Below are 20,302 nucleotides of genomic sequence, written 5' to 3'. Positions count from 1 at the left end.
TGAGGAAGTCAGGGAAATTTTATATCTTCTTCGTTTGTCAGCGATAGGCAGGAATAGAATGTTAGGATCCGTTTTTTCAGTAAGTATGTGTATTTGGCTTGCGATTGCTTAGAAAGTGTGTCGGCCAGTTTCATCTTGATTTCGTTATATTCAAATACCGTGGATTTCCCTGCCGCATATTTCTCCAACGCATATCGATGCGCTTCCTGATTGGCCACGACTGCCTTTGTGGTCGATTTGTATTTCTCATAAGCCGAAACCGCATCGGTATAAGCCTGCTCGATGTCCTTATATAGCTGCTTCTTCTCATTCTCCAACGCCAGCCTCGCATTGTCCTCCTCGATGCGTGCCGCCCTTACTTGATTCCGTGTAGAAAACCGATCAAACAGAGGGATGCTGATGGTAAAGCACAAACTTTTCTGCATGTTGTTGCTGAACTGCCTACGGAAGGTCTCGCTTAATCTGCTTCCATCGTTGTAATACCCGGTATTAATGCCTGCGGCAAAAGAAATGGTCGGATAATACCCAGACTTTGCAATCTTGACCCCCTTAGCCTTACTCTGCAAGGAATAAAAAGCCTGCTGGATCTGCGGCATACAAGTCAAGGCATCCTGATAAATATGCAACGGACTGAGCGTATCAGACACGGCCACATTGCCCCCCAACGAATCAATATCAAAGTTGTCATATCCTTTCAGCTCCATCAATTGAGCTAAGTCCAGGAAAGCCAACCGAAGTGAATTTTTCGCCTCGGTAGCTGTCAACTCATCATCGGCCAATTGCGCCCGTACATCATACAACTGCGATTCAGCAGCCTTCCCATTTTCTATCAGCAGCAAAGTCCGTTCCTCCTGTTCCTTGGTCAGTTGAATCTGCTCCAAGGCTATACGGTAGATTTCCTTATTCAGCAATATCTGAAAATAGGCACCTGTTACATTCAGCGAAAGATTATTCTCTATCAGTTCCCGGTTCGCTTCTGCGGCCAACAAATCAAACTTGTTTTGCGAAAGCGATGCCGTCCGTTTGAACCCTGCAAATATCGGCAACTCCGTACTGACGGAAAAAGAAGAATTTTTAATGTTGCTGTTCTCATACGTATTATTCTGATTCAAAGAACGCCCATAAGTAAAGTTCTGCGAAGCCCCGGCATTTAAGTCCGGAAGGAAACTGTTCCGCATGCTATTCTTCTGCACCTTCAAACTTAGAACCTGATTCCGGCTTTGCTTCACCTCAATGTTATGCTCAACGGCATACTCAATACATTCAGCCAGCGTCCACTTGTTTTGCGCATGCATTTTGGAAGCAAAAATTAATACAATGAATAAAAACTTATACATAGGCTATTATCAATGATTCTCATGCTGCAAAAATAGACTTCCATCATCATTAAAGATGTTATGCTAATGTTATCAATATATTAATGTTTCAATATCCAATCCCAACATAAATCAATGCCATTCAAATACTCGTCTAATGAATTCTGCAACAACACATCTGGAAACAATGTCGTTTCAGTATTATTTTTATTAGGTCTCTCAAAATAGCCAAAACTAACATAGCCTTTTGTCTTCGAAAATGGCCAAATTACAGGTAATACATTTCCATAACAGGTAGGCTTTTGAGATGTAGGAGTTCCTATTATTGGAAATAAAGCATTATCTTTGATAGTTGTAAGCAGATAATTAGCACTGCTAAATGAATTTTGTCCTTGTATAAAATATACATCGCCATCATATTTTAATTTTATATCAGGAATTTCATTTACGGATCTAATAACATCACATTGTTCAATCAACCTTTCAGGCTTAGCATATGAGCATTTTAATCTTATGAATCCAGGGTAACAACTCATCAAGAAATCAGAATATCTTATATAAGAACTATATTTTCTAATACCTCCCATATCTATCCCTAAAAAATTCAATAGCAAATCACCCAACAAACTATTTCCACCGCCATTATATCGCAAATCTATAATCAATTTATGAACATTATTTCTATGTATGTTACTTAGCATTTCTTCCAAAAATTCGGTAAACAGTGGCAATGACCTTATCAATTCTATATTTGGAGTATTACCCATTAGATGACAGATTTGCATATAAGAAAACCTATCATACATTTCATTAAACTGGAAATAACATTTATCTTCAACAATCTTATACCAGAATGGATATGAAAGTTTTCTTGTTATATAATGTGATTTTATCTGCAGTATATGATTTTCCGATAACGATGTACATGATTGTTTTCGGATGCATAACTCACTCCCATCCGAAAACGAAAAAAGCAATCCACCATCAAAAGGAATACCCAATGAACTTAAAAAACTGTGACTGTTCATAAAATAGCTACCTGTTATACATGCTTTTATAATATTTTCTGATGGAACTATCCGCATTAGATTGTTGATGATTTCTTTTATGGATATTCCGTTTATCGAATTAATAGGCTTTCCTGTACAATTGGGATAAAGTGAAGATATGGAATAAAAATAAAAATCGCCATTATAATAACGCAATGTATAAGGATATAACTCATTATCATCAAGCATTACATAAGAATGTGCATCGTTAAATAATCTAAGCCATTTATTAAAAAGAACTTGAAAATAAACAAGCCCAATTGTTCTATTGTTATATATCTCAAAACATAATTTTTTTGTTTCATCTTTGATTTGTTCAAATCTTTCAGCATCTACTAAAGGAAGAGGATGGAACACCTCAAGAAATGCGAGTGAATTTAACAACTCATTTTGATATACAGTATACCCATCGTTATAATCAAATAGAACTGGAATACAAAAAAAATCATTCATAGAATTACATTGTATATATTACACTTTGTTCACTAAAAATTTATACCTCATATTCAGAAACGATGTCATCGCATATTTAAATATTGAACAATTATCATTGTTATTCTGCGTTTTTAAATCAGCACAACCACCTCCACACACAGGAAAATATTTACAATCCATACATTTTTTATTATCAATATAATCATTCTCTTTCATTAATCTAGCAAACATATCTATATCTGTGAGAATTCTTTTATCCATCAAATTTCCGACTACTTTATTATTATTACCCAAGTGATGCCAACATTTATATATTTCTCCCATTGGACCTATTAAAAACGAATTCATACAACGAGCCATACAAGATGATAACACAATATTTGGTATCATTTCTGGAATATAAATATTATAATCATTGTATAACATTGAGTAGAACTTTATGCGCTCCACATTATCATCTATGCAAACAGACGATTTACAAGACGCATCATGAACAAAACCCGGATATACATGTATGTTGGGATTAATTTTCTTTATCTGTCTATATACATTCACAAACTCATACATATTTGTTTTATCTACATTAATTCTAATGCTTAAAAGTACATCTTTGTTGGAAACTGACAATTCTTTGATATTATTCATAATAACATCAAAACTATCTACATTATTATTATGTGGTCTTCTTTTATTATGAGTTTGTTTATCCCCATCAATGGTTATTTGAACAGTCTTCAGTTTCAAATCATTCATCTTGTGTATAAACTCCCTGTCTAACAAATACCCATTTGTAACAATAGACGCATCGTACTCTTTTCCTAATGAAATGATCTTTTCAGATATTCTATATATGCTTTCTTTGGCTAGCAATGGCTCTCCTCCATACCAGCATACATGAATACGATTAGGATTATTTTTTACTATAAAATCCAAAATAGCATCTTCAACTTTTTTAGTCATATAGATAGCAGGTCTGTCTTTTTCAAAACAATATACACACTTAAAGTTGCAATCACATGTTGGAGCAATTGTTAATTTCATTGTTTGCATATCATGTTGGTATTGACTAAAAATGCTACCTTTTTACCACGTTTTCCAACTATTTCTTCTTTAGCCATTGCCACAACCTCGTGTAGAAAAGATTTGTGTAGCAAAGGTTCTCCTCCAAAGAAGTAAATCGTATATTGATTGCTTGCAGGGTTGGCCTCCAGCATGTTTTCTATTGCTTTTTGGGCAACGGACATGGGCATTACTTCTTTCCTGTCTTGTGTAGTGGATGCGAAACAATACTTGCAGGCCATGTTGCACCCATGTGTTACGTTCAACGTCAGCATATCTTGCCGGGGTTCGGTTGACGGACGTTCAGGCGGTGTACAAAGAACGTTCAGCGAAGCCGTTATTTGCGCAATTTCACTGCCGGACATCGTGTCGGATGTTTCATTTCCGGTGCAGAGGGTGAAATAGGCATCCATAAGCGGACTGCTGATTTCTAAGATCCGTTGGCTTCCGGAAAAGAATACATATTTCTTGTTTCCGAACGAGAATCGGTAAAAACTATTCTGTTTTAGTAAATTGCTCATAATTTAAAGATTAATATTCCTTTTTTCTTATTCTGTTGCAAAGGTAAATCTTGTTGAAATGTAATAAAGTTAGCTTTATGTTAGCGTTATGTTATCAAATCAAGGTTTATTCTTATACGTTTCTATATACTGCTATCCAAACTCCATCAACTTCTTTCCATCCCACTAAGATTATTTCACCGCCACTAATTTTTATGCATTCTTCAATAGACAAATTGGTTACTAATTTTTTGTTATTTCTCATATTATTTTGTTTTTTAATTACCTTTGCAAAGTTATGGATGTTGAATGTTATTGATTGTTAGTGCTCTGTTATCATAATGTTACTAATTTACAATGAAGCATATTTATTTTAGAAGTATAACTGTTATATGTATATTGCTAGTTTTTACATTGCAGTGTATTTGGCTTAAGAACTCATTTGATTTATTAAAGAATCAGTTTGAAAAAACTGTTAAGGAATTATTTGAAGAAGCTTCTTTTAAAGAAGCCACGTTACATTTCTCTGAACTTCCTAAAGATGTAGATTTTCTTGGTGCTCCAAGGACTGAAAATGAGAGGGTTTTCCCTGAGACTACTTACTTATTGGAAAGTTTAGGAAAATATAGTATTACCTGTAATATTAGTAAATTGGATTCCGTGTATAGGAAAATGCTTCTACAACACAATATAAATACTTATTTTTATATAGATAAGATGGAGTATGGAAGTATTATAGAAACTACTAAAAGAAAGGATATTAAGCATTTTGGAATTATTAAAACTCAATTAATTCCAATAAAGTTGGATGGCTCATTGAAGATACAAGCAATTTTAGTTAATCCTTATAGTGCCATTTTTAAGCAGATGGGATTGCTTATTATAGCGACTGCAATAATGATGATTATTATAATAGGATGCATCATTTATCAACTTAGAATAATATCCCACATGAATAAAATATTCAAAATCCGCGAAGATTTCTCCTATGCCATGATACACGATATGAAAACTCCGCTTACCACGATTGTTATGACGCTTAACTTTCTACATACCGGCAGGTTAGACGATAAACCGGAAAAGAAAGAGAAGTATTTTCAAATAGCAGAAGGTGAGGCCGACCATTTGTTGACATTGACCAACAAAGTATTGACTATCTCCAAGTTGGAACAGCATAAGCTGGATATGCAGAAAGAGGAAATCGAATTAATTCCTATTGTAGATAAGTTAGTCGATAAGTTTACTGCCAAAGCGGATAAACCGATACGTTTTATTAAAGACTTGCAGGCAACAGAGGTATATGCGGATGTGGAATACTTGGAAGAAGTGTTGGATAACCTGATAGACAATGCCGTTAAGTATTCGAAAGAGAATGTAGAAATCACCCTCAGTTCGTCGTGCAATGACAAGCACACTGTCCTCAGGGTGTACGACAACGGAATAGGCATTTCGGATAAAGACCAGAAAGTGATATTCAACAAATACGAGCGTGGTGCCGCCGGACGTCGGAAACGGAAACAGGGGGCTTCCGGTTTCGGTCTGGGGCTGAACTTCGTGCAACAAGTAGTGGAGGCGCACGGTGGGAATATATTCGTAAACAGCATTGAGGGCGAATTTACCGAATTTGTTATATCTTTGCCGTTACTGATGCAAGATTTGGATTAAAAAACAGTTTGTATGATTAAATTGCTATTAGTGGAAGATGACGCCAACCTTCGCTATGTAGTACAAGGCGGGTTGGAGGATATTATTGGAGGTTACGATGTACGTGCAGCTGCCAGTGGTGAAGAAGGACTTAGGGTTTGGGAAGAATTCAAACCTGACATTATCATCAGCGACATTGACATGCCCGGAATGGACGGTTTTGAGATGGTGAAGCGCATTCGGGAAACAGATCGTGATACTCCGATACTGTTCGCTTCGGCACTGACCTCGCCCAAAGACGTGCGGAAAGGTTACGAAATGGGTGTGAACAATTACATCAAAAAGCCATTCATCGCCGATGAACTGGATGCCCACATCCAAGCCATTCTGAAAATGAAAGAAGGTGCCAAAAGTCGCACGGAAACCGGATTCTGCAAGTTCGGCAACTACACTTTGGACACTGAGCACGCCAATCTGCGTGACGACCGTACCGGTCGGCAGCGAGTATTGACGCTGATGGAGGCTAAAATTTTGCAAATACTGGCTCAGAACAAAAACGAGACTATCCGTCGCGAAGCTATTCTGAGCCGCTGCTGGAACACGGAAGACGATTACTTTGCCTCCCGTAGTCTGGATGTGTTTATCGTCAAGTTGCGTAAACTTTTTGAAGATGACCCGGATATTGAAATCAAGACCATTCGAAAAGTAGGCTTAGCATTGCATGTTCACGACGGTACTGCGATGTGACGGGATGCAGTAAGGAGGCATGTTGCCTCCTGAGTCAGGAAGACTTTATCACCGAAATAAGGTACGAGGCGGCCGTGACAAGCAGTACGATACCTACAAAAACGAGCAGATTGCTGAGGAAACTTTTCTGGTTCAGCTCCGCTACCAGTTTCTTCTTGAAGAAAACGAGCAGGAAAGCTGCACCGGCAATTAAGAAGGCTCTACCAATGAAGCCGTAAGGGATAAAGAATGCCGATGCTATCAAGGCAAGGGCCAGCGGACGGAAAATGTTTTCTTGATGTTTCATGGTTACTTTATTTGATAATATTGTTTACTACGGTGTTTATTTCTGATAAATTTCGTGCATCGTATAAAGGTATTTTTTTCTCTTTGGATAATTGGGGTAGTAGATTTTTTCTCATTTCGTCACCAGCATCAGCCCCACCCCACGGACAGTTTTGATTTCGATATCGTCATCGGCTTCGAAAAGCTTGCGGAGCTTAGAGACGAAGACGTCGAGGCTGCGCGAGGCGAAGTAATCGTCTTCCGTGTTCCAGCAGCGGCTCAGGATGGCTTCGCGGCGGACGGTTTCGTTCTTGTTCTGGGCCAGAATCTGTAGTAGTTTGGTTTCGGTGGCGGTCAGTGTTTGGCGCTGACTGGTACGGTCGTTGCGCAAGGTGCCGTGTTCGGTGTCCAGGGTATAGGAACCGAATTTGCAGAAACCGGTCTCTGTGCGGGTATGTGTGCCCTGCGTCATCTTCAGCACAGCCTTCATGTGCGCGTCCAGTTCGTCGGCAATGAAGGGTTTCTTCACGTAGTTGTTCACGCCCAGTTCGTAGCCATGCTTCACGTCCTTGGGCGAGGTGAGGGCCGAGGCGAAGAGGATAGGCGTGTCGGCATCGGTTTCGCGGATGCGCCGTACCATCTCGAAGCCGTCCATCACGGGCATGTCGATGTCGCTGATGATGATGTCGGGTCTGAACGTTTCCCATACTTTCAGTCCTTCTTCGCCGTTGGCAGCCGTCTGTACTTCATAGCCGCCGATGATGTCTTCCAGTCCGCATTGCACCACGTAGCGCAGGTTCGGGTCGTCTTCTACCAGGAGTAACTTGATCATGGTTTCTGTGTATTTTCTGGCAAATATACGTATTTTGTAAACATCTTAACGAATAAGCCGCCAACTAATTAACCTGTTTCTAACTGGGCATATTGAAAAAAAGAAGAGGGTGCGTCGCCGTAGCAATGCACCCTCTTACGCTATATATAGAATTGATTACGTCCGTTAGTCTTTGTTGTTGGACTTCTTTTCTCTTCTCGGTCTTTCGGGACGTTCCGTATAGCCTTCGGGCTTCGGAATCAGTACCTTGTGAGACAGTTTGAACTTACCTGTCTTCGGATCGATTTCGAGCAGTTTCACGTCGATGTCGTCGCCTTCCTTGATTCCGGCTTCTTCTACGGTTTCCAGACGCTTCCAATCGATTTCGGAGATGTGGAGCAAACCGTCCTTGCCCGGCAGGAACTCAACAAACGCACCGTAAGGCATGATGGAGCGAACCTTGCCTTTGTATACTTCGCCTACTTCGGGGATAGCTACAATGGCCTTGATCAGGCGGATAGCATCGTCGATGCTCTGCTTGTTGTTGCCGGCAATCTCGATGCGGCCCACGTTGTCCACTTCTTCGATTGTGATGGTAGCACCGGTTTCTTCCTGCATACCCTGAATGATCTTTCCGCCCGGGCCAATGACAGCACCGATAAATTCTTTCGGAATGGTCATTGTTTCGATGCGCGGAGCGTGCGGTTTCAGGTCGGCACGCGGTTCGGCGATGCACTCGGTCAGTTTGCCCAGAATGTATTCGCGACCTTCTTTAGCCTGCAACAAGGCTTTTTCCAGAATATCGTACGACAGACCGTCTACCTTGATATCCATCTGAGTGGCGGTGATACCGTCTTTGGTTCCGGTTACCTTGAAGTCCATATCGCCCAAGTGGTCTTCGTCGCCCAAGATGTCGGACAGAACGGCATATTTCTCTTCACCCGGATTCTTGATAAGACCCATGGCGATACCTGAAACTGGTTTCTTGATCTTCACACCAGCATCCATCAGTGCCAATGTACCGGCACATACGGTAGCCATGGAAGAAGAACCGTTGGATTCGAGGATATCGGAAACAACGCGCACTACGTACGGATAGTCTTCAGGAATTTGTCCTTTCAGCGCACGCCATGCCAAGTGACCGTGACCGATTTCGCGGCGACCTACACCGCGCTGTGCTTTAGCTTCACCGGTAGAGAACGGGGGGAAGTTGTAGTGCAACAGGAAGCGTTCTTTATCTTGGTTGAGAACATCGTCTACAATCTTTTCGTCCAGCTTGGTACCCAGTGTGACGGTAGACAATGACTGTGTTTCACCACGGGTGAAGATAGCTGATCCGTGAGGGCCAGGCAGGTAGCCAACCTCGCACCAGATGGGGCGTATCTCGGTTGTCTTACGTCCGTCCAGACGCTTGCCTTCGTCGAGGATGCAGCGGCGCATAGCCTCTTTCTCGACATCGTGATAGTAGCGGTCGATGAGCGGAGCTTTTTCTTCGAGTTCCTCTTCAGTGAACTGTGCTTTGAATTCTTCGCGGATGGCATCGAAAGCGTCCTGACGTGCGTGCTTGTCACGGTTGCCTTCGCTGGCGATGGCGTATGCCTTGGCGTAGCAAGCGTCGTGAACGGCCTGACGAAGTTCTTCGTCGTTCACTTCGTGGCAATATTCGCGTTTTACAGTCGAACCTACTTCTTCGGCCAGTTCCATCTGTGCCTTACACTGAATCTTGATAGCTTCGTGGGCTGCCTTGAGGGCGGCGAGCAGTTCTTGCTCGGAAACTTCTTTCATTTCGCCTTCCACCATCATGATGTTTTCGTAAGTGGCACCTACCATGAGGTCCATATCGGCCTTTTCAAGTTGTTCGAAAGTCGGGTTGATAACGAACTGTCCGTCGATACGTGCAACACGTACTTCAGAAATAGGACCGTTGAAGGGGATATCTGAAACGGCAAGAGCGGCTGAAGCGGCTAATCCGGCCAGAGAATCCGGCATGTCTACACCGTCTGCCGAAAAGAGGATGATATTGACATATACCTCTGCGTGGAAATTGTCGGGGAATAAGGGGCGGAGAGCACGGTCTACAAGGCGGCAAGTCAGAATTTCGTAGTCGGAAGCACGTCCTTCACGCTTTGTGAAACCTCCGGGAAAACGTCCGAAAGCGGAGTATTTCTCTTTGTATTCTACCTGTAAAGGCATAAAATCTGTTCCGGGAACTGCGTCTTTTGCGGCACAAACAGTAGCCAGCAGCATGGTGTTTCCCATGCGGAGCATTACAGAACCGTCTGCCTGTTTTGCCAGCTTTCCCGTTTCGAGAGTGATGGTTCTTCCATCGGGCATCTCGATCGTCTTAACAATTGGGTTAATCATAAAAAATGTTTTATATCTAATTTTCTTTCAAAATTCGCGCAAAGATACATATTTTATTCTTCTAATATGGTGTGAATGAGATAAAAAGTTTTGGTTTTGCCGTTTTTTTGCTTTTCGAAGCGGAAGAAGTGTTGAAAATGCTTTGACTAAACTCGAAAAGAAGTATATTTGCACGGTTTCTACGACCGTTCTGGTGTTGCGGCGCCTGTTATCCGGCAGCAGAAACAAGGATTTAAAAAATAAAAATTAGAATGAAGCATATGAAGAAAATCTTTTTAGCCGTACTCGTGGCGGCTGGTTTGGGGGCATGTAATTCGGAACCGAAATTTGAGGTGGAAGGAAAGATTGCTGATGCGGCAGGCAAAATGCTGTATCTGGAAGCATCGGCCTTGGAGGGTATCACACCGCTGGATTCGGTAAAGTTGGGCGAAAGCGGAACTTATTCTTTCAAGCAACCCCGTCCCGAGTCTCCCGAATTCTATCGTTTGCGGGTAGAAGACAAGGTGATTAACTTCTCAATCGATTCGACCGAGACGGTTCAGATTGATGCACCTTTTACCGATTTTGCCACTACTTACGAAGTGAAGGGATCGGCCAACAGCCAGAAAATAAAGGAACTGACGTTGAAGCAGGCAAAATTGCAGAGTGATGTAGATGCTTTGGCACAGGCTATGCGCTCTCATCAGATTGGAGTCGATGTGTTTGAAGACAGTCTGGGCGTGTTGCTGAAGAACTATAAGGATGATGTGAAGATCAATTATATCTTTGCAGCTCCCAATACGGCAGCGGCTTATTTTGCTTTATTTCAAAAGTTGAACAATTACCTGATTTTCGACCCGTTGAACAACAAGGACGATGTGAAGTGTTTTGCTGCTGTAGCCACAAGTCTGAACAACTTCTATCCTCATGCCGACCGTTCGAAGAATCTGTATAACATCGTTATAAAGGGTATGAAGAATACCCATGCATCACAACCGAAGGCTTTGGATATTCCTCAGGAGGTGATTCAAGAAACGGGTGTAATTGATATCAGCCTGCGCGACATGAAGGGCGACATGCGCAAACTGACCGATCTGAAAGGAAAGGCTGTGATTCTGGATTTTACGATTTATCAGACTGCCGTATCGGCTACGCACAACTATCTGCTGCTTGACTTGTATAAGAAGTATGCTGACCAGGGGTTGGAAATCTATCAGGTTTCTTTGGATGCCGACGAACATTACTGGAAGACGACAGCCGATAATTTGCCGTGGATTTGCGTACGCGATGCCAATGGCATTTACTCTTCAGTAGCAGCTTCGTACAATGTAAAAACGGTGCCGACACTGTTCCTGATCAACAAAAATAATGAGTTGAGCGCGCGTGGCGAAACAATAAAAGACTTGGAAGCGGCAGTAAAAGCATTGCTGTAACTTGTTATAAATTAGAATATTTCATTTAAATATGTTACAAAGCACTCCTTTTTGCTTGACACGCATGATTTAAAAGATTATCTTTGCCCAACAATACGGAAAGAGGGTTCCAGCATGATGACCATGTTGGAATTCTTTTTTGTTTATAAGAACATTAATAAATTAAAATAATAAGGAGGAAAAAAGTATGGCTTACATGTCAGAAGAAGGCTACAACAAATTGTTAGCCGAATTGAAACAACTGGAATCGGTGGAGCGTCCTAAGATTGTAGCCGCTATTGCGGAAGCCCGTGATAAGGGTGACTTGTCGGAAAATGCCGAATATGATGCTGCAAAAGAGGCACAGGGTTTGCTCGAAAGCAAAATCAACAAACTGAAAATGGTGATTGCCGATGCAAAAATCATTGATGAGTCCAAACTGAAAACCGATACGGTGCAGATATTGAATAAGGTAGAACTGAAGAATGTGAAGAATGGTATGAAGATGACTTATACCATCGTTTCGGAAAGCGAAGCCAACCTGAAGGAAGGAAAGATCTCGGTCAATACGCCGATTGCCCAAGGATTGCTTGGCAAGAAAGTGGGCGATGTTGCCGAAATCAAAGTACCCCAAGGTATCATCAATCTGGAAGTAGTAAACATTTCATTTTAAACGGAAGGCAGGTCCCTGTATGGGGCTTGCCTTATTTTATCTTTATAGTTATGGCAACAATATTCAGTAGAATCATTGCAGGTGAGATACCCTGTTACAAAGTAGCGGAAGATGACAAGTATTTTGCTTTTCTCGACATCAATCCGCTGGTGAAAGGTCATACGCTGGTAGTTCCTAAACAGGAAGTGGACTACATTTTCGACTTGAACGATGAAGATCTGGCTGGTATGCAGGTTTTTGCCAAGAAAGTGGCACTTGCTATCGGTAAGGCTTTCCCTTGCAAGAAGGTGGGAATGGCTGTGCTGGGACTGGAAGTTCCTCATGCGCACATTCATCTGATTCCTATGCAAAGCGAGAAAGATATGCTTTTTTCCAATCCTAAATTGAAACTGACAGACGAAGAGTTCCGGGCTGTGGCCGAAGCTATTCGTTCTGCGTTCTGAAAAAGCCAAATTCTCCTTCTTTATACATAAAAAAACAGCAAGAGGGTATGCCGGTTGACATACCCTCTTTTTATTATATTATAGTCTTAAATTTCGCGCTCTGGTAGGCAATTTCATAAAACGGTTGCTTTCGATTGGTAATACTGAACAGACCATTGTTCTTTTTATCATTTATGCTCGGCCATTGAGACTGTTTTGTCCACCGTTTGGCACACAACGGGAGTATTGTCTTCATCCAGTGCGTAAACACTCTGTTGCATGTCCTTGCTATAACTATGGTTCGATTCATTCCAACGGGCATAATTCATGATGATTTCACCAGCTTCGTAGCGATAAGTCATTTGGAAATAAGGTTCCCATTTGTCCGATGTGCCATCCCATTTGTTGGCTGTCTTACAGATAAGGCGATTCTGTTCATCGTAAGCAAACTCGTAGCGTATGTGATTATGCAGATAATTGCCGTCTAATTTATAGATGGTACGAGAAACGACCAGATTGTTCTTTACTTCATCGTTTGTTATAAAGTTGTCCTGGGCCTTTGCTTCAGTGTTAAGAGCGCTCACTAATGTCAATACTGAAAATGCCAATGCTTTGAATAAATTTGTTGCTTTCATAATCGATATTCTTTTAAGTTATTATTTCTATTTCTTTTCTCTTTGGACTTGCTCCGCCTATGATAATTCAAAAGACGTGCCAATGAATCAAATATCTGATTATCAGTTTACAATAAATTTATAAGGCTGTTCGGAATCGGACACGTGTTCGCTTTTAGCGTACAGTAGACGTTTGTTGCTCTTTACTTTTTGTTTTCCGAATAAACGGCTGGTTATGGGGGTATTGATATTGTTGACCGCATAACTGATTTTCTGGAAACAAGAAGAGGATGCATTGTTTAGAAATGCACCCTCTTATCTTTTGAAATTAGTTGCTTTGGGCTGAAAAGCTAAGCATTCTGCATACTTCCGTCGGTTATAATCTGTTAAGCTTATATCAGATGTAATCTTCACCTAATTTGATTTGCGCATCGTTGACGTATTTCCGGATGGCATGTTCTTCGTCTTTCTTACAGATTAGCAGTACATTGTCCGATTCGGCAATCAGATACCCTTCTAAGCCTTCAATAACCGCAAGTTTGTCTTTGGGCAATACAACGATGTTGTCTTTGCTGCCGTAGAACATCGACTGACACTTTAAAGTTACGTTATTGTTTTCGTCTTTAGGTGACAAATCGTAGAGCGAACCCCAGGTTCCAAGGTCGGACCATCCAAAGTCGCCTAATGAAACATATACATTGTCGGCTTTCTCCATAATGCCGAAGTCGATCGATACGTTGGGGCATGCGGGGAAGTTCTCATCGATAAACTTCTTTTCGTCCGGCGTACCATAGACGTCTTTACCTGGTTCCAGTTTAGCAGCCAGTTCGGGGAGCAGTAATTCTCCGGCTTTGATGATAGTATTGACATTCCAAACAAAAAGTCCTGAATTCCAATAGAATTCTCCGCTTTCTACAAAGACTTTTGCGAGCTCCAATTCCGGCTTTTCGGTGAATGTTTTTACTTTATAGAAATTGTCACCCTTCTGTTCGGCGATTTGTATATAGCCATATCCTGTTTCCGGTCTGTTGGGCTTGATACCCAGTGTAAGCAGAATTTCCGATTTGGCAACGAATTCCAATCCTTTTGTGATGATATCGAGAAACTCATTTTCTTTCAGTATCAGGTGGTCGGAGGGGGCTACTACAATGTTGGCATTTGGATTGATGGCTCGGATATGGTAAGATGCCCATGCAATACAAGGCGCTGTATTTCTGCGTGTAGGCTCCAGCAAAATCTGTTCGCTGGTTAGCTCAGGCAGTTGCTCTTTTACAAGGGCGGCATACATATCATTGGTCACAATAAAAATGTTCTCAGTCGGTATAATCTTTTTAAACCGGTCAAAAGTCTGTTGTAACAACGAGCGTCCTGTTCCGAAGAAATCCAGGAATTGTTTAGGGAGCGTCTTGCGGCTGAATGGCCAGAATCGGCTTCCGATTCCTCCACCCATGATTACACAGAAGTTGTCCTTATTTGTCATCATTTTGTTTTTTGTTTAAAGTTTCTGCTAAAGTACAGTATTTTCTGTAAATGCGGAATGCTTACGGTGTGTTTTATTATTTTTTTCTTGTTTTTCCCTTGTTTTTTTATGAATCGCTTGCAGGTTTAGAAAAAAGCCGTATCTTTGCACCGCAATTGAGAAATCAATGCAATGCCCAGATGGCGGAATCGGTAGACGCGCTGGTCTCAAACACCAGTGGATTCACTTCCATCCCGGTTCGACCCCGGGTCTGGGTACTTCAAACCCTTGATAATCGACTGATTATCAAGGGTTTTTCTTTTTATCGGGCGTACTAAAAGTGTACTTCCTGACGAAAAGAAAAAGAAAGAGTACTTTCGCCGTTTTATCAACCTTATATTTATACTTTATTAACAAAAATGCTGCATATTTCTTCCTTTCTCCTGCTTTTGTTTGCTTTGAAAACGGTATCCATCACTTATCTTTGTAACCCAAACCGATTTTAATGCACAACGTATATGGAAGATTTCAGAGAAACCAACTTCAAAAAGATACAGCAGTTACTTGATAAATGTGTTGCCCATGAATACGGGATGAAAACTAATGCGCTTGCCTTAAAGCGTGAATACCTGACGGAAGCGCAAATGAATGACTACATCCGGCAAGAAATTTTCAACGTGACCGAGAACCTTGTATCCCTATGCCAAAAGAACCGTGCCCTGCACAATATACGTTTTGACATACTGATGCCGGACTTCCTTTGGGAAAGCGGTTTCTTCGAGAATCTCTCTTTTGACGAGCGGAAAAAATATATTTCGTTCCAATGTTCTTCTTTTGATATGGACAAATACCTGCAATCTTCCACTTGCTATGATGAGCAGCTTCCGTTCTTTTCTTCCATTGTGCGCCTTGTCATGCAGACCCAATATCTGGAATACCTCCAACAATCGGAGGACGCCAGTCATGCCTCTGTTCCTTTGGATGAGAAATCAGAAGAACAGCCAAAAGAAGAAGAGAAGGCACAGCCTGAGCCGACCAAGATAGTCGGGAAATCCAATCCATTCAAATCAGTCCTTACAACGCAACAAATCAAACTGTTTGTCGAATGTATCAACGAAGCGCACATATTCACCACGACAATCACCCCGAAAATCCTTTAGGACTTCTTCGCCTGCAAACTGAACGGGGTATTGAAGTCCAACAACAACCGCTTGCTGGCTTATCTGATGATGCAGCTTAGCTGCTACAACTATATCGCTTATGAGTGGCAGTCCGTCATAGCCAACAACAAGCTGGTACTTGCCAAGATAAAAGACAAATACCTCACACGCAGCGACTTGTCGAGCGCGACAGACAACGTGAAGTGCATCTACCCGAAAGGATACGAAATCATAGACAAATACATCAAGCAACTGCAAAAAGGTTGAGCATAGTCTGAGCGGTCAAACAAAGCTCAATTAGACTTCATTTCCAAGCCTTTAACTTTGCCCCCGTTAACAAAACGATGCGGCATGTCGGCATAGGTCAAAACAAAAATATTTCACGTGAGTTACCCGTAACTTATGTGTTGATGTTTTGGAGGATGCCGATTTTTGCCCCATCAAAAATAAAACGAGGGTGCGCACCTTCATATTGTTTCACCAAAAAGTTTCAAGCAATATGGAAAAAACTTTGGAAATGCGAGTGGAAGAACTCGAAAGAATGTTGTTCCTAACCAAGAACGTGCTTAGCTTTGATGAAGCGAGCACATTCCTCAACCTGTCCAAAAGTTACCTTTACAAGCTGACTTCGGGCAATCTGATTCCCCATTACAAGCCGCAGGGGAAGATGCTTTATTTTGAGAAGTCCGAACTGGAAGCATGGCTCCGCCAGAATCCGGTAAAGACCAAAACGCAGATAGAGCAAGAAGCGCAGAAGTATGTTCTCAACCATCCCTTAAAGAAGTAAAGCCCATGGAAAACAAGAAAAGCACGGAGGCTAAAGAGGACACCATCATGAATAAGGAAGATTTTGCTGCCCTTTGGAAAAGCATCCGCCTGAAAGTGACGGACACTTACGATGTGCCGCCTGAAATCCTTTGGGTGAACGGCTCCACCATCGGGACGCTGGGCAACTTCAGCGCCTCCACAGGCAAGGCGAAAAGCAAGAAGACGTTCAACATCTCCGCCATCGTTGCAGCGGCACTGACCAATGACGAGGTGCTGCACTATTCGGCGTGCCTGCCTCCGGACAAACGGAAAATCCTTTATGTGGACACCGAACAGAGCAGATACCATTGCCACAAGGTGATGGAACGCATCCTGCGGCTTGCCGGGCTGCCGACCGACCAAGACAGGGACGACTTTGTTTTCATCGTACTTCGGGAACAGACCCCTGACATGCGGAAGCGGATTATCGAGTATATGCTGGAGAACATGCCCGATGTGGGGCTGCTCATCATTGACGGCATCCGCGACCTGATGTATGACATCAACAGCCCCAGCGAATCGACCGACCTGATAAACCTGCTCATGCGCTGGTCAAGCGGATACAACCTGCACATTCATACCGTGCTGCATCTGAACAAGGGGGATGACAATACGAGGGGACATATCGGCACGGAACTGAACAACAAGGCGGAAACCGTCCTGCAAATCACCAAGAGCACGCAGGACGGGAACATCAGCGAGGTAAAGGCGGCACATATACGCGACCGGGACTTCGAGCCTTTCGCCTTCCGCATCAACGACAGCGCATTGCCCGAAGTCGTGGACGGCTATGTATTCCAGCAGCCCAAGCAGGAAAAAAGTTTCCCGCTTACGGAACTGACTGAACAGCAGCACCGCACGGCGTTGGAAAACGGTTTCGGCAAGCGCACCGTGCAGGGCTATTCCAACGCCATACAGGCGTTGAAGCAGGGCTATGCAAGCATCGGCTACGAGCGGGGACGCAATGTCCTCGTGGCATTGAACACGTTCCTCGTGAACAAGCGTATGATTGTAAAGGAAGGAAAGGGATACCGTTACAATCCCGATTTTCACTACTAAAACAGGTTTGGTTTAGTTCGGACATATATAAGGGGAACAGACTTCCCGTTTCCCGTCACTCCCGGCAATCAAGTCCGGCACAGTACGGGCGTATATATGAAGGTCTAAACCGGACTGGTACACTTCCCAATTATTCATCATCCACTAAAAAGTTTGCATTATGAACATTGAAGAAGCAAAGAAAATACCCATCACCGATTACCTGCACAGTCTGGGATATTCACCCGTCAAGCAGCAGGGAGCGAATCTATGGTACAAATCGCCACTGAGGGAGGAACATGAAGCATCCTTTAAAGTAAACACAGAACGGGAACAATGGTATGACTTCGGGGCTGGCAAAGGCGGCAACATCATCGCACTGGCACAGGAACTTTACTGTTCCGACCATCTGCCGTACCTCTTAAACCGGATAGCAGAACAGGCACAGCATGTCCGCCCGGTCAGTTTTTCTTTTCGGCAGCAAAGGTCGGCACCGAGTTTTCAACATTTGGAAGTCCGTGACCTCACCCATCCGGCATTGCTCCGTTACTTGCAGGGGCGTGGCATTGACCTTACACTGGCAAAAAGAGAATGCAGGGAACTGCGTTTCACTCATGACGGCAAGCCCTACTTCGCCATCGGTTTCCCGAATGTGGCTGGCGGCTACGAGGTGCGCAACTCCTTTTTCAAAGGCTGCATCGCCCCGAAAGACATCACCCATATCCGGCAACAGGGCGAACCGAGGGAGAAGTGCCTGGTGTTCGAAGGCTTCATGGATTATCTTTCATTCTTCACGCTAAGGACAAAGAACTGCCCTGTCATGCCCAACCTTGACAGGCAGGATTACGTCATACTCAACTCCACCGCCAATGTACAGAAAGCCATTGACGCATTGGGGCAGTATGAACGCATCCACTGCCTGCTCGACAATGACGGGGCAGGCATCCGGGCAACGCAAGCCATCACAGCGGAATACTCCTATCGGGTACGGGATTTCTCGCACAATTACCGGGAATATTCCGACCTGAACGATTACCTGTGCGGCAGGAAGCAGGAACAGAAAAACGGACAGAAACTGCTGCTAAGGCAGAAGAAAGGCAGGGGAATCTAACCCGGCGGAGATAGACACTGTGAGCAACGGGCAGACGTTTCTTAGGGGAAGCAAGGTTATGTTTCGGTAGACCGAAACCGCCTTGCTTTGCTCCCCGCAAAGGAAACCGCTCCCGTCGGTCGCAATTTTCAAGACAACTTCCAAAGACAAAAATGTATGACAGATACAAGGAACAAATCAGGCGGTCGTCCGGCAAAGAACCGGATAGACAAGCAAAGACGTGTGGTCAGCACGAAGCTGACCGAGTTGCAGTATTACGCCGTTAGGAAGCGGGCATCAGAAGCCGGGCTGCGTGTCAGCGAGTATGTGCGGCAGGCTGTCGTGTCGGCAGAGATAACGCCCCGGCTGAACAGGCAGGATACGGACATCCTCCGCAAACGGGCAGGCGAAGCGAACAACATCAACCAGCTGGCGCACCGGGCAAATGCCGGAGGCTTTGCGAAAGTGGCGGTCGAACTGGTGAAACTTAAGAACAGGATAGTGGAAATCATAAGCCATTTGTCGGATGATTGGAAAAATAAGGAAAGGAAGCGGGTTTAAGGGCTGTGTGGACTACGTGCTGGGCAAGCAGCAGGCGGTCTTGCTCCATGCAGACGGAGTACTGGCGGAAAGCAGGCAGGACATCATCCGCTGCTTCTGCGCACAAGCCTCCATGAATCCCCGTCTGGGCAAGCCAGTCGGACATATCGCGCTGAGCTATTCGGTAAACGATGCGCCCAAGCTGACGGACGAGAAGATGATACAACTTGCGCAAGAGTATATGCGAGAGATGAAAATCACCGATACGCAGTACATCATCGTGCGCCACCAAGACAGGGAGCATCCGCATGTGCATATCGTGTTCAATCGCATAGACAACAACGGCAAGACCATCTCGGACAGGAACGACATGTACCGCAACGAGCAGGTGTGCAAGAAGCTGAAAGCCAAGCACGGGCTATACTTCGCCAAAGGCAAGGAACTGGTTAAGCGACATCGCCTGAAAGAGCCGGACAAGTCGAAATACGAGATTTACACGGCTGTGAGGAATGAAATCGGCAAGTCCAAAAGTTGGCGGCAGTTACAGGAGCGGCTGGCAGAAAAGGGCATCGGCATCCGCTTCAAGTATAAAGGGCGTACAGACGAGGTGCAGGGCATCTCCTTCACCAAAGGTGCCTATACGTTCAAAGGTTCGGAAATAGACCGCAATTTCAGCTTCTCCAAACTGGATAAGCATTTCGGGAACGCAGGAATGGATACCGTAGAAAATAGCCAGCAGATAGTTTCCGCACCTATTTTGGAGCCTGAGCAAACACCGCAAAGGAACGACAGCCCTTCAATGGGCGGCTTGTTCAGCTTGTTCGATGTTTCGCCGTCTGCTCCATCGGACGAAGAAATTGACTGGAGTCTGAGAAAAAAGAAGAAGAAAAAGAAAAGACAACTTAAACTGTAAACGGAT

20 protein-coding genes, 1 tRNA gene and 1 pseudogene are annotated in these 20,302 nt (G+C 43.4%); 12 read left to right on the top strand and 10 right to left on the bottom strand.

The window, feature by feature from the left end; translation table 11 throughout:
* Window positions 1-8: 8 nt before the first annotated feature.
* From BQ5591_RS00500 to BQ5591_RS21970, 5 genes are all read right to left on the bottom strand, one after another.
* Window positions 9-1,337: a TolC family protein gene (locus BQ5591_RS00500; protein WP_071148017.1), complete on the bottom strand. Its 1,329-nt coding sequence runs from the start codon at window positions 1,335-1,337 to the stop codon at window positions 9-11.
* 80 nt (window positions 1,338-1,417) lie between these two features.
* The gene (locus tag BQ5591_RS00495; protein WP_071148016.1) at window positions 1,418-2,818 is read right to left on the bottom strand and encodes a S41 family peptidase; all 1,401 of its coding nucleotides are present in this window, start codon (window positions 2,816-2,818) and stop codon (window positions 1,418-1,420) included.
* Window positions 2,819-2,836: 18 nt separating this feature from the next.
* Window positions 2,837-3,850: a radical SAM/SPASM domain-containing protein gene (locus BQ5591_RS00490; RefSeq protein ID WP_083380832.1), complete on the bottom strand. Its 1,014-nt coding sequence runs from the start codon at window positions 3,848-3,850 to the stop codon at window positions 2,837-2,839.
* Entirely contained in the window at window positions 3,838-4,380 is a 543-nt protein-coding gene (locus tag BQ5591_RS00485) for a radical SAM protein (protein WP_071148014.1), read from the bottom strand. Before BQ5591_RS00485 ends, BQ5591_RS00490 begins: the two co-directional genes overlap by 13 nt.
* Window positions 4,381-4,492: 112 nt before the next feature.
* A complete protein-coding gene (locus BQ5591_RS21970) occupies window positions 4,493-4,624 on the bottom strand; it encodes a hypothetical protein (protein WP_262483102.1) in 132 nt (43 codons plus the stop codon).
* Between the two features lie 686 nt (window positions 4,625-5,310).
* Between BQ5591_RS21970 and BQ5591_RS21725 the strand changes: the two genes are divergently transcribed.
* Together BQ5591_RS21725 and BQ5591_RS00475 are read left to right on the top strand one after the other, a co-directional pair.
* Window positions 5,311-6,024, top strand: a complete 714-nt coding sequence (locus tag BQ5591_RS21725; RefSeq protein ID WP_235817010.1) for a sensor histidine kinase — start codon at window positions 5,311-5,313, stop codon at window positions 6,022-6,024.
* A 12-nt stretch (window positions 6,025-6,036) separates the two neighbouring features.
* The gene (locus BQ5591_RS00475; RefSeq protein ID WP_071148012.1) at window positions 6,037-6,750 is read left to right on the top strand and encodes a response regulator transcription factor; all 714 of its coding nucleotides are present in this window, start codon (window positions 6,037-6,039) and stop codon (window positions 6,748-6,750) included.
* Between the two features lie 34 nt (window positions 6,751-6,784).
* Here the strand turns inward: BQ5591_RS00475 and BQ5591_RS00470 are convergent, their stop codons facing one another.
* From BQ5591_RS00470 to pnp, 3 genes are all read right to left on the bottom strand, one after another.
* Window positions 6,785-7,036, bottom strand: coding sequence for a hypothetical protein (locus BQ5591_RS00470; RefSeq protein WP_071148011.1), 252 nt, complete (start codon window positions 7,034-7,036; stop codon window positions 6,785-6,787).
* 111 nt (window positions 7,037-7,147) lie between these two features.
* Window positions 7,148-7,846 carry a response regulator transcription factor gene (locus BQ5591_RS00465; protein ID WP_071148010.1) on the bottom strand — a complete coding sequence of 233 codons (699 nt, stop codon included), beginning with the start codon at window positions 7,844-7,846 and terminating at the stop codon, window positions 7,148-7,150.
* Between the two features lie 165 nt (window positions 7,847-8,011).
* Window positions 8,012-10,189: a polyribonucleotide nucleotidyltransferase gene (gene pnp, locus BQ5591_RS00460; protein WP_022161589.1), complete on the bottom strand. Its 2,178-nt coding sequence runs from the start codon at window positions 10,187-10,189 to the stop codon at window positions 8,012-8,014.
* 260 nt (window positions 10,190-10,449) lie between these two features.
* Between pnp and BQ5591_RS00455 the strand changes: the two genes are divergently transcribed.
* The 3 genes from BQ5591_RS00455 to BQ5591_RS00445 all read left to right on the top strand — a co-directional run bounded on the left by BQ5591_RS00455 (window position 10,450) and on the right by BQ5591_RS00445 (window position 12,696).
* A complete protein-coding gene (locus tag BQ5591_RS00455; protein ID WP_071148535.1) occupies window positions 10,450-11,601 on the top strand; it encodes a thioredoxin-like domain-containing protein in 1,152 nt (383 codons plus the stop codon).
* A gap of 187 nt (window positions 11,602-11,788) precedes the next feature.
* Window positions 11,789-12,253 carry a transcription elongation factor GreA gene (greA, locus tag BQ5591_RS00450; RefSeq protein ID WP_071148009.1) on the top strand — a complete coding sequence of 155 codons (465 nt, stop codon included), beginning with the start codon at window positions 11,789-11,791 and terminating at the stop codon, window positions 12,251-12,253.
* A 50-nt stretch (window positions 12,254-12,303) separates the two neighbouring features.
* Entirely contained in the window at window positions 12,304-12,696 is a 393-nt protein-coding gene (locus BQ5591_RS00445) for an HIT family protein (protein ID WP_022161586.1), read from the top strand.
* A 167-nt stretch (window positions 12,697-12,863) separates the two neighbouring features.
* On the opposite strand, the gene BQ5591_RS00440 is transcribed toward BQ5591_RS00445, so the two are convergent.
* Both BQ5591_RS00440 and BQ5591_RS00435 read right to left on the bottom strand, forming a co-directional pair.
* On the bottom strand, window positions 12,864-13,310 hold the full coding sequence (locus tag BQ5591_RS00440) for a DUF3836 domain-containing protein (RefSeq protein ID WP_022161585.1): 447 nt from the start codon (window positions 13,308-13,310) through the stop codon (window positions 12,864-12,866).
* Window positions 13,311-13,686: 376 nt separating this feature from the next.
* Window positions 13,687-14,772 carry a mannose-1-phosphate guanylyltransferase gene (locus tag BQ5591_RS00435; RefSeq protein WP_022161584.1) on the bottom strand — a complete coding sequence of 362 codons (1,086 nt, stop codon included), beginning with the start codon at window positions 14,770-14,772 and terminating at the stop codon, window positions 13,687-13,689.
* Window positions 14,773-14,942: 170 nt separating this feature from the next.
* Here BQ5591_RS00435 and BQ5591_RS00430 point away from each other — a divergent pair.
* The 7 genes and pseudogenes from BQ5591_RS00430 to BQ5591_RS00400 all read left to right on the top strand — a co-directional run bounded on the left by BQ5591_RS00430 (window position 14,943) and on the right by BQ5591_RS00400 (window position 20,296).
* Window positions 14,943-15,026 (top strand) — tRNA-Leu (locus BQ5591_RS00430).
* A 240-nt stretch (window positions 15,027-15,266) separates the two neighbouring features.
* A pseudogene (locus BQ5591_RS00425) lies at window positions 15,267-16,175 on the top strand (hypothetical protein).
* A gap of 232 nt (window positions 16,176-16,407) precedes the next feature.
* On the top strand, window positions 16,408-16,695 hold the full coding sequence (locus BQ5591_RS00420) for a helix-turn-helix domain-containing protein (RefSeq protein WP_013618444.1): 288 nt from the start codon (window positions 16,408-16,410) through the stop codon (window positions 16,693-16,695).
* A 5-nt stretch (window positions 16,696-16,700) separates the two neighbouring features.
* Window positions 16,701-17,774, top strand: coding sequence for an AAA family ATPase (locus BQ5591_RS00415; RefSeq protein WP_071148008.1), 1,074 nt, complete (start codon window positions 16,701-16,703; stop codon window positions 17,772-17,774).
* Between the two features lie 160 nt (window positions 17,775-17,934).
* A complete protein-coding gene (locus BQ5591_RS00410; RefSeq protein WP_071148007.1) occupies window positions 17,935-18,864 on the top strand; it encodes a toprim domain-containing protein in 930 nt (309 codons plus the stop codon).
* A 156-nt stretch (window positions 18,865-19,020) separates the two neighbouring features.
* Entirely contained in the window at window positions 19,021-19,404 is a 384-nt protein-coding gene (locus BQ5591_RS00405; protein ID WP_071148006.1) for a MobC family plasmid mobilization relaxosome protein, read from the top strand.
* Complete coding sequence (locus BQ5591_RS00400) at window positions 19,370-20,296, top strand: relaxase/mobilization nuclease domain-containing protein (protein WP_071148005.1); 927 nt, start codon at window positions 19,370-19,372, stop codon at window positions 20,294-20,296. The genes BQ5591_RS00405 and BQ5591_RS00400 overlap by 35 nt, the downstream gene beginning before the upstream one ends.
* The last annotated feature ends 6 nt before the right edge of the window (window positions 20,297-20,302 follow it).

It is taken from the genome of Bacteroides ndongoniae, assembly GCF_900108345.1.
GTDB classification, from domain to species: domain Bacteria; phylum Bacteroidota; class Bacteroidia; order Bacteroidales; family Bacteroidaceae; genus Bacteroides; species Bacteroides ndongoniae.
The sequence above is the reverse complement of the archived record's forward strand: the minus strand, read 5'-3'. Positions and strand labels throughout refer to the sequence as shown.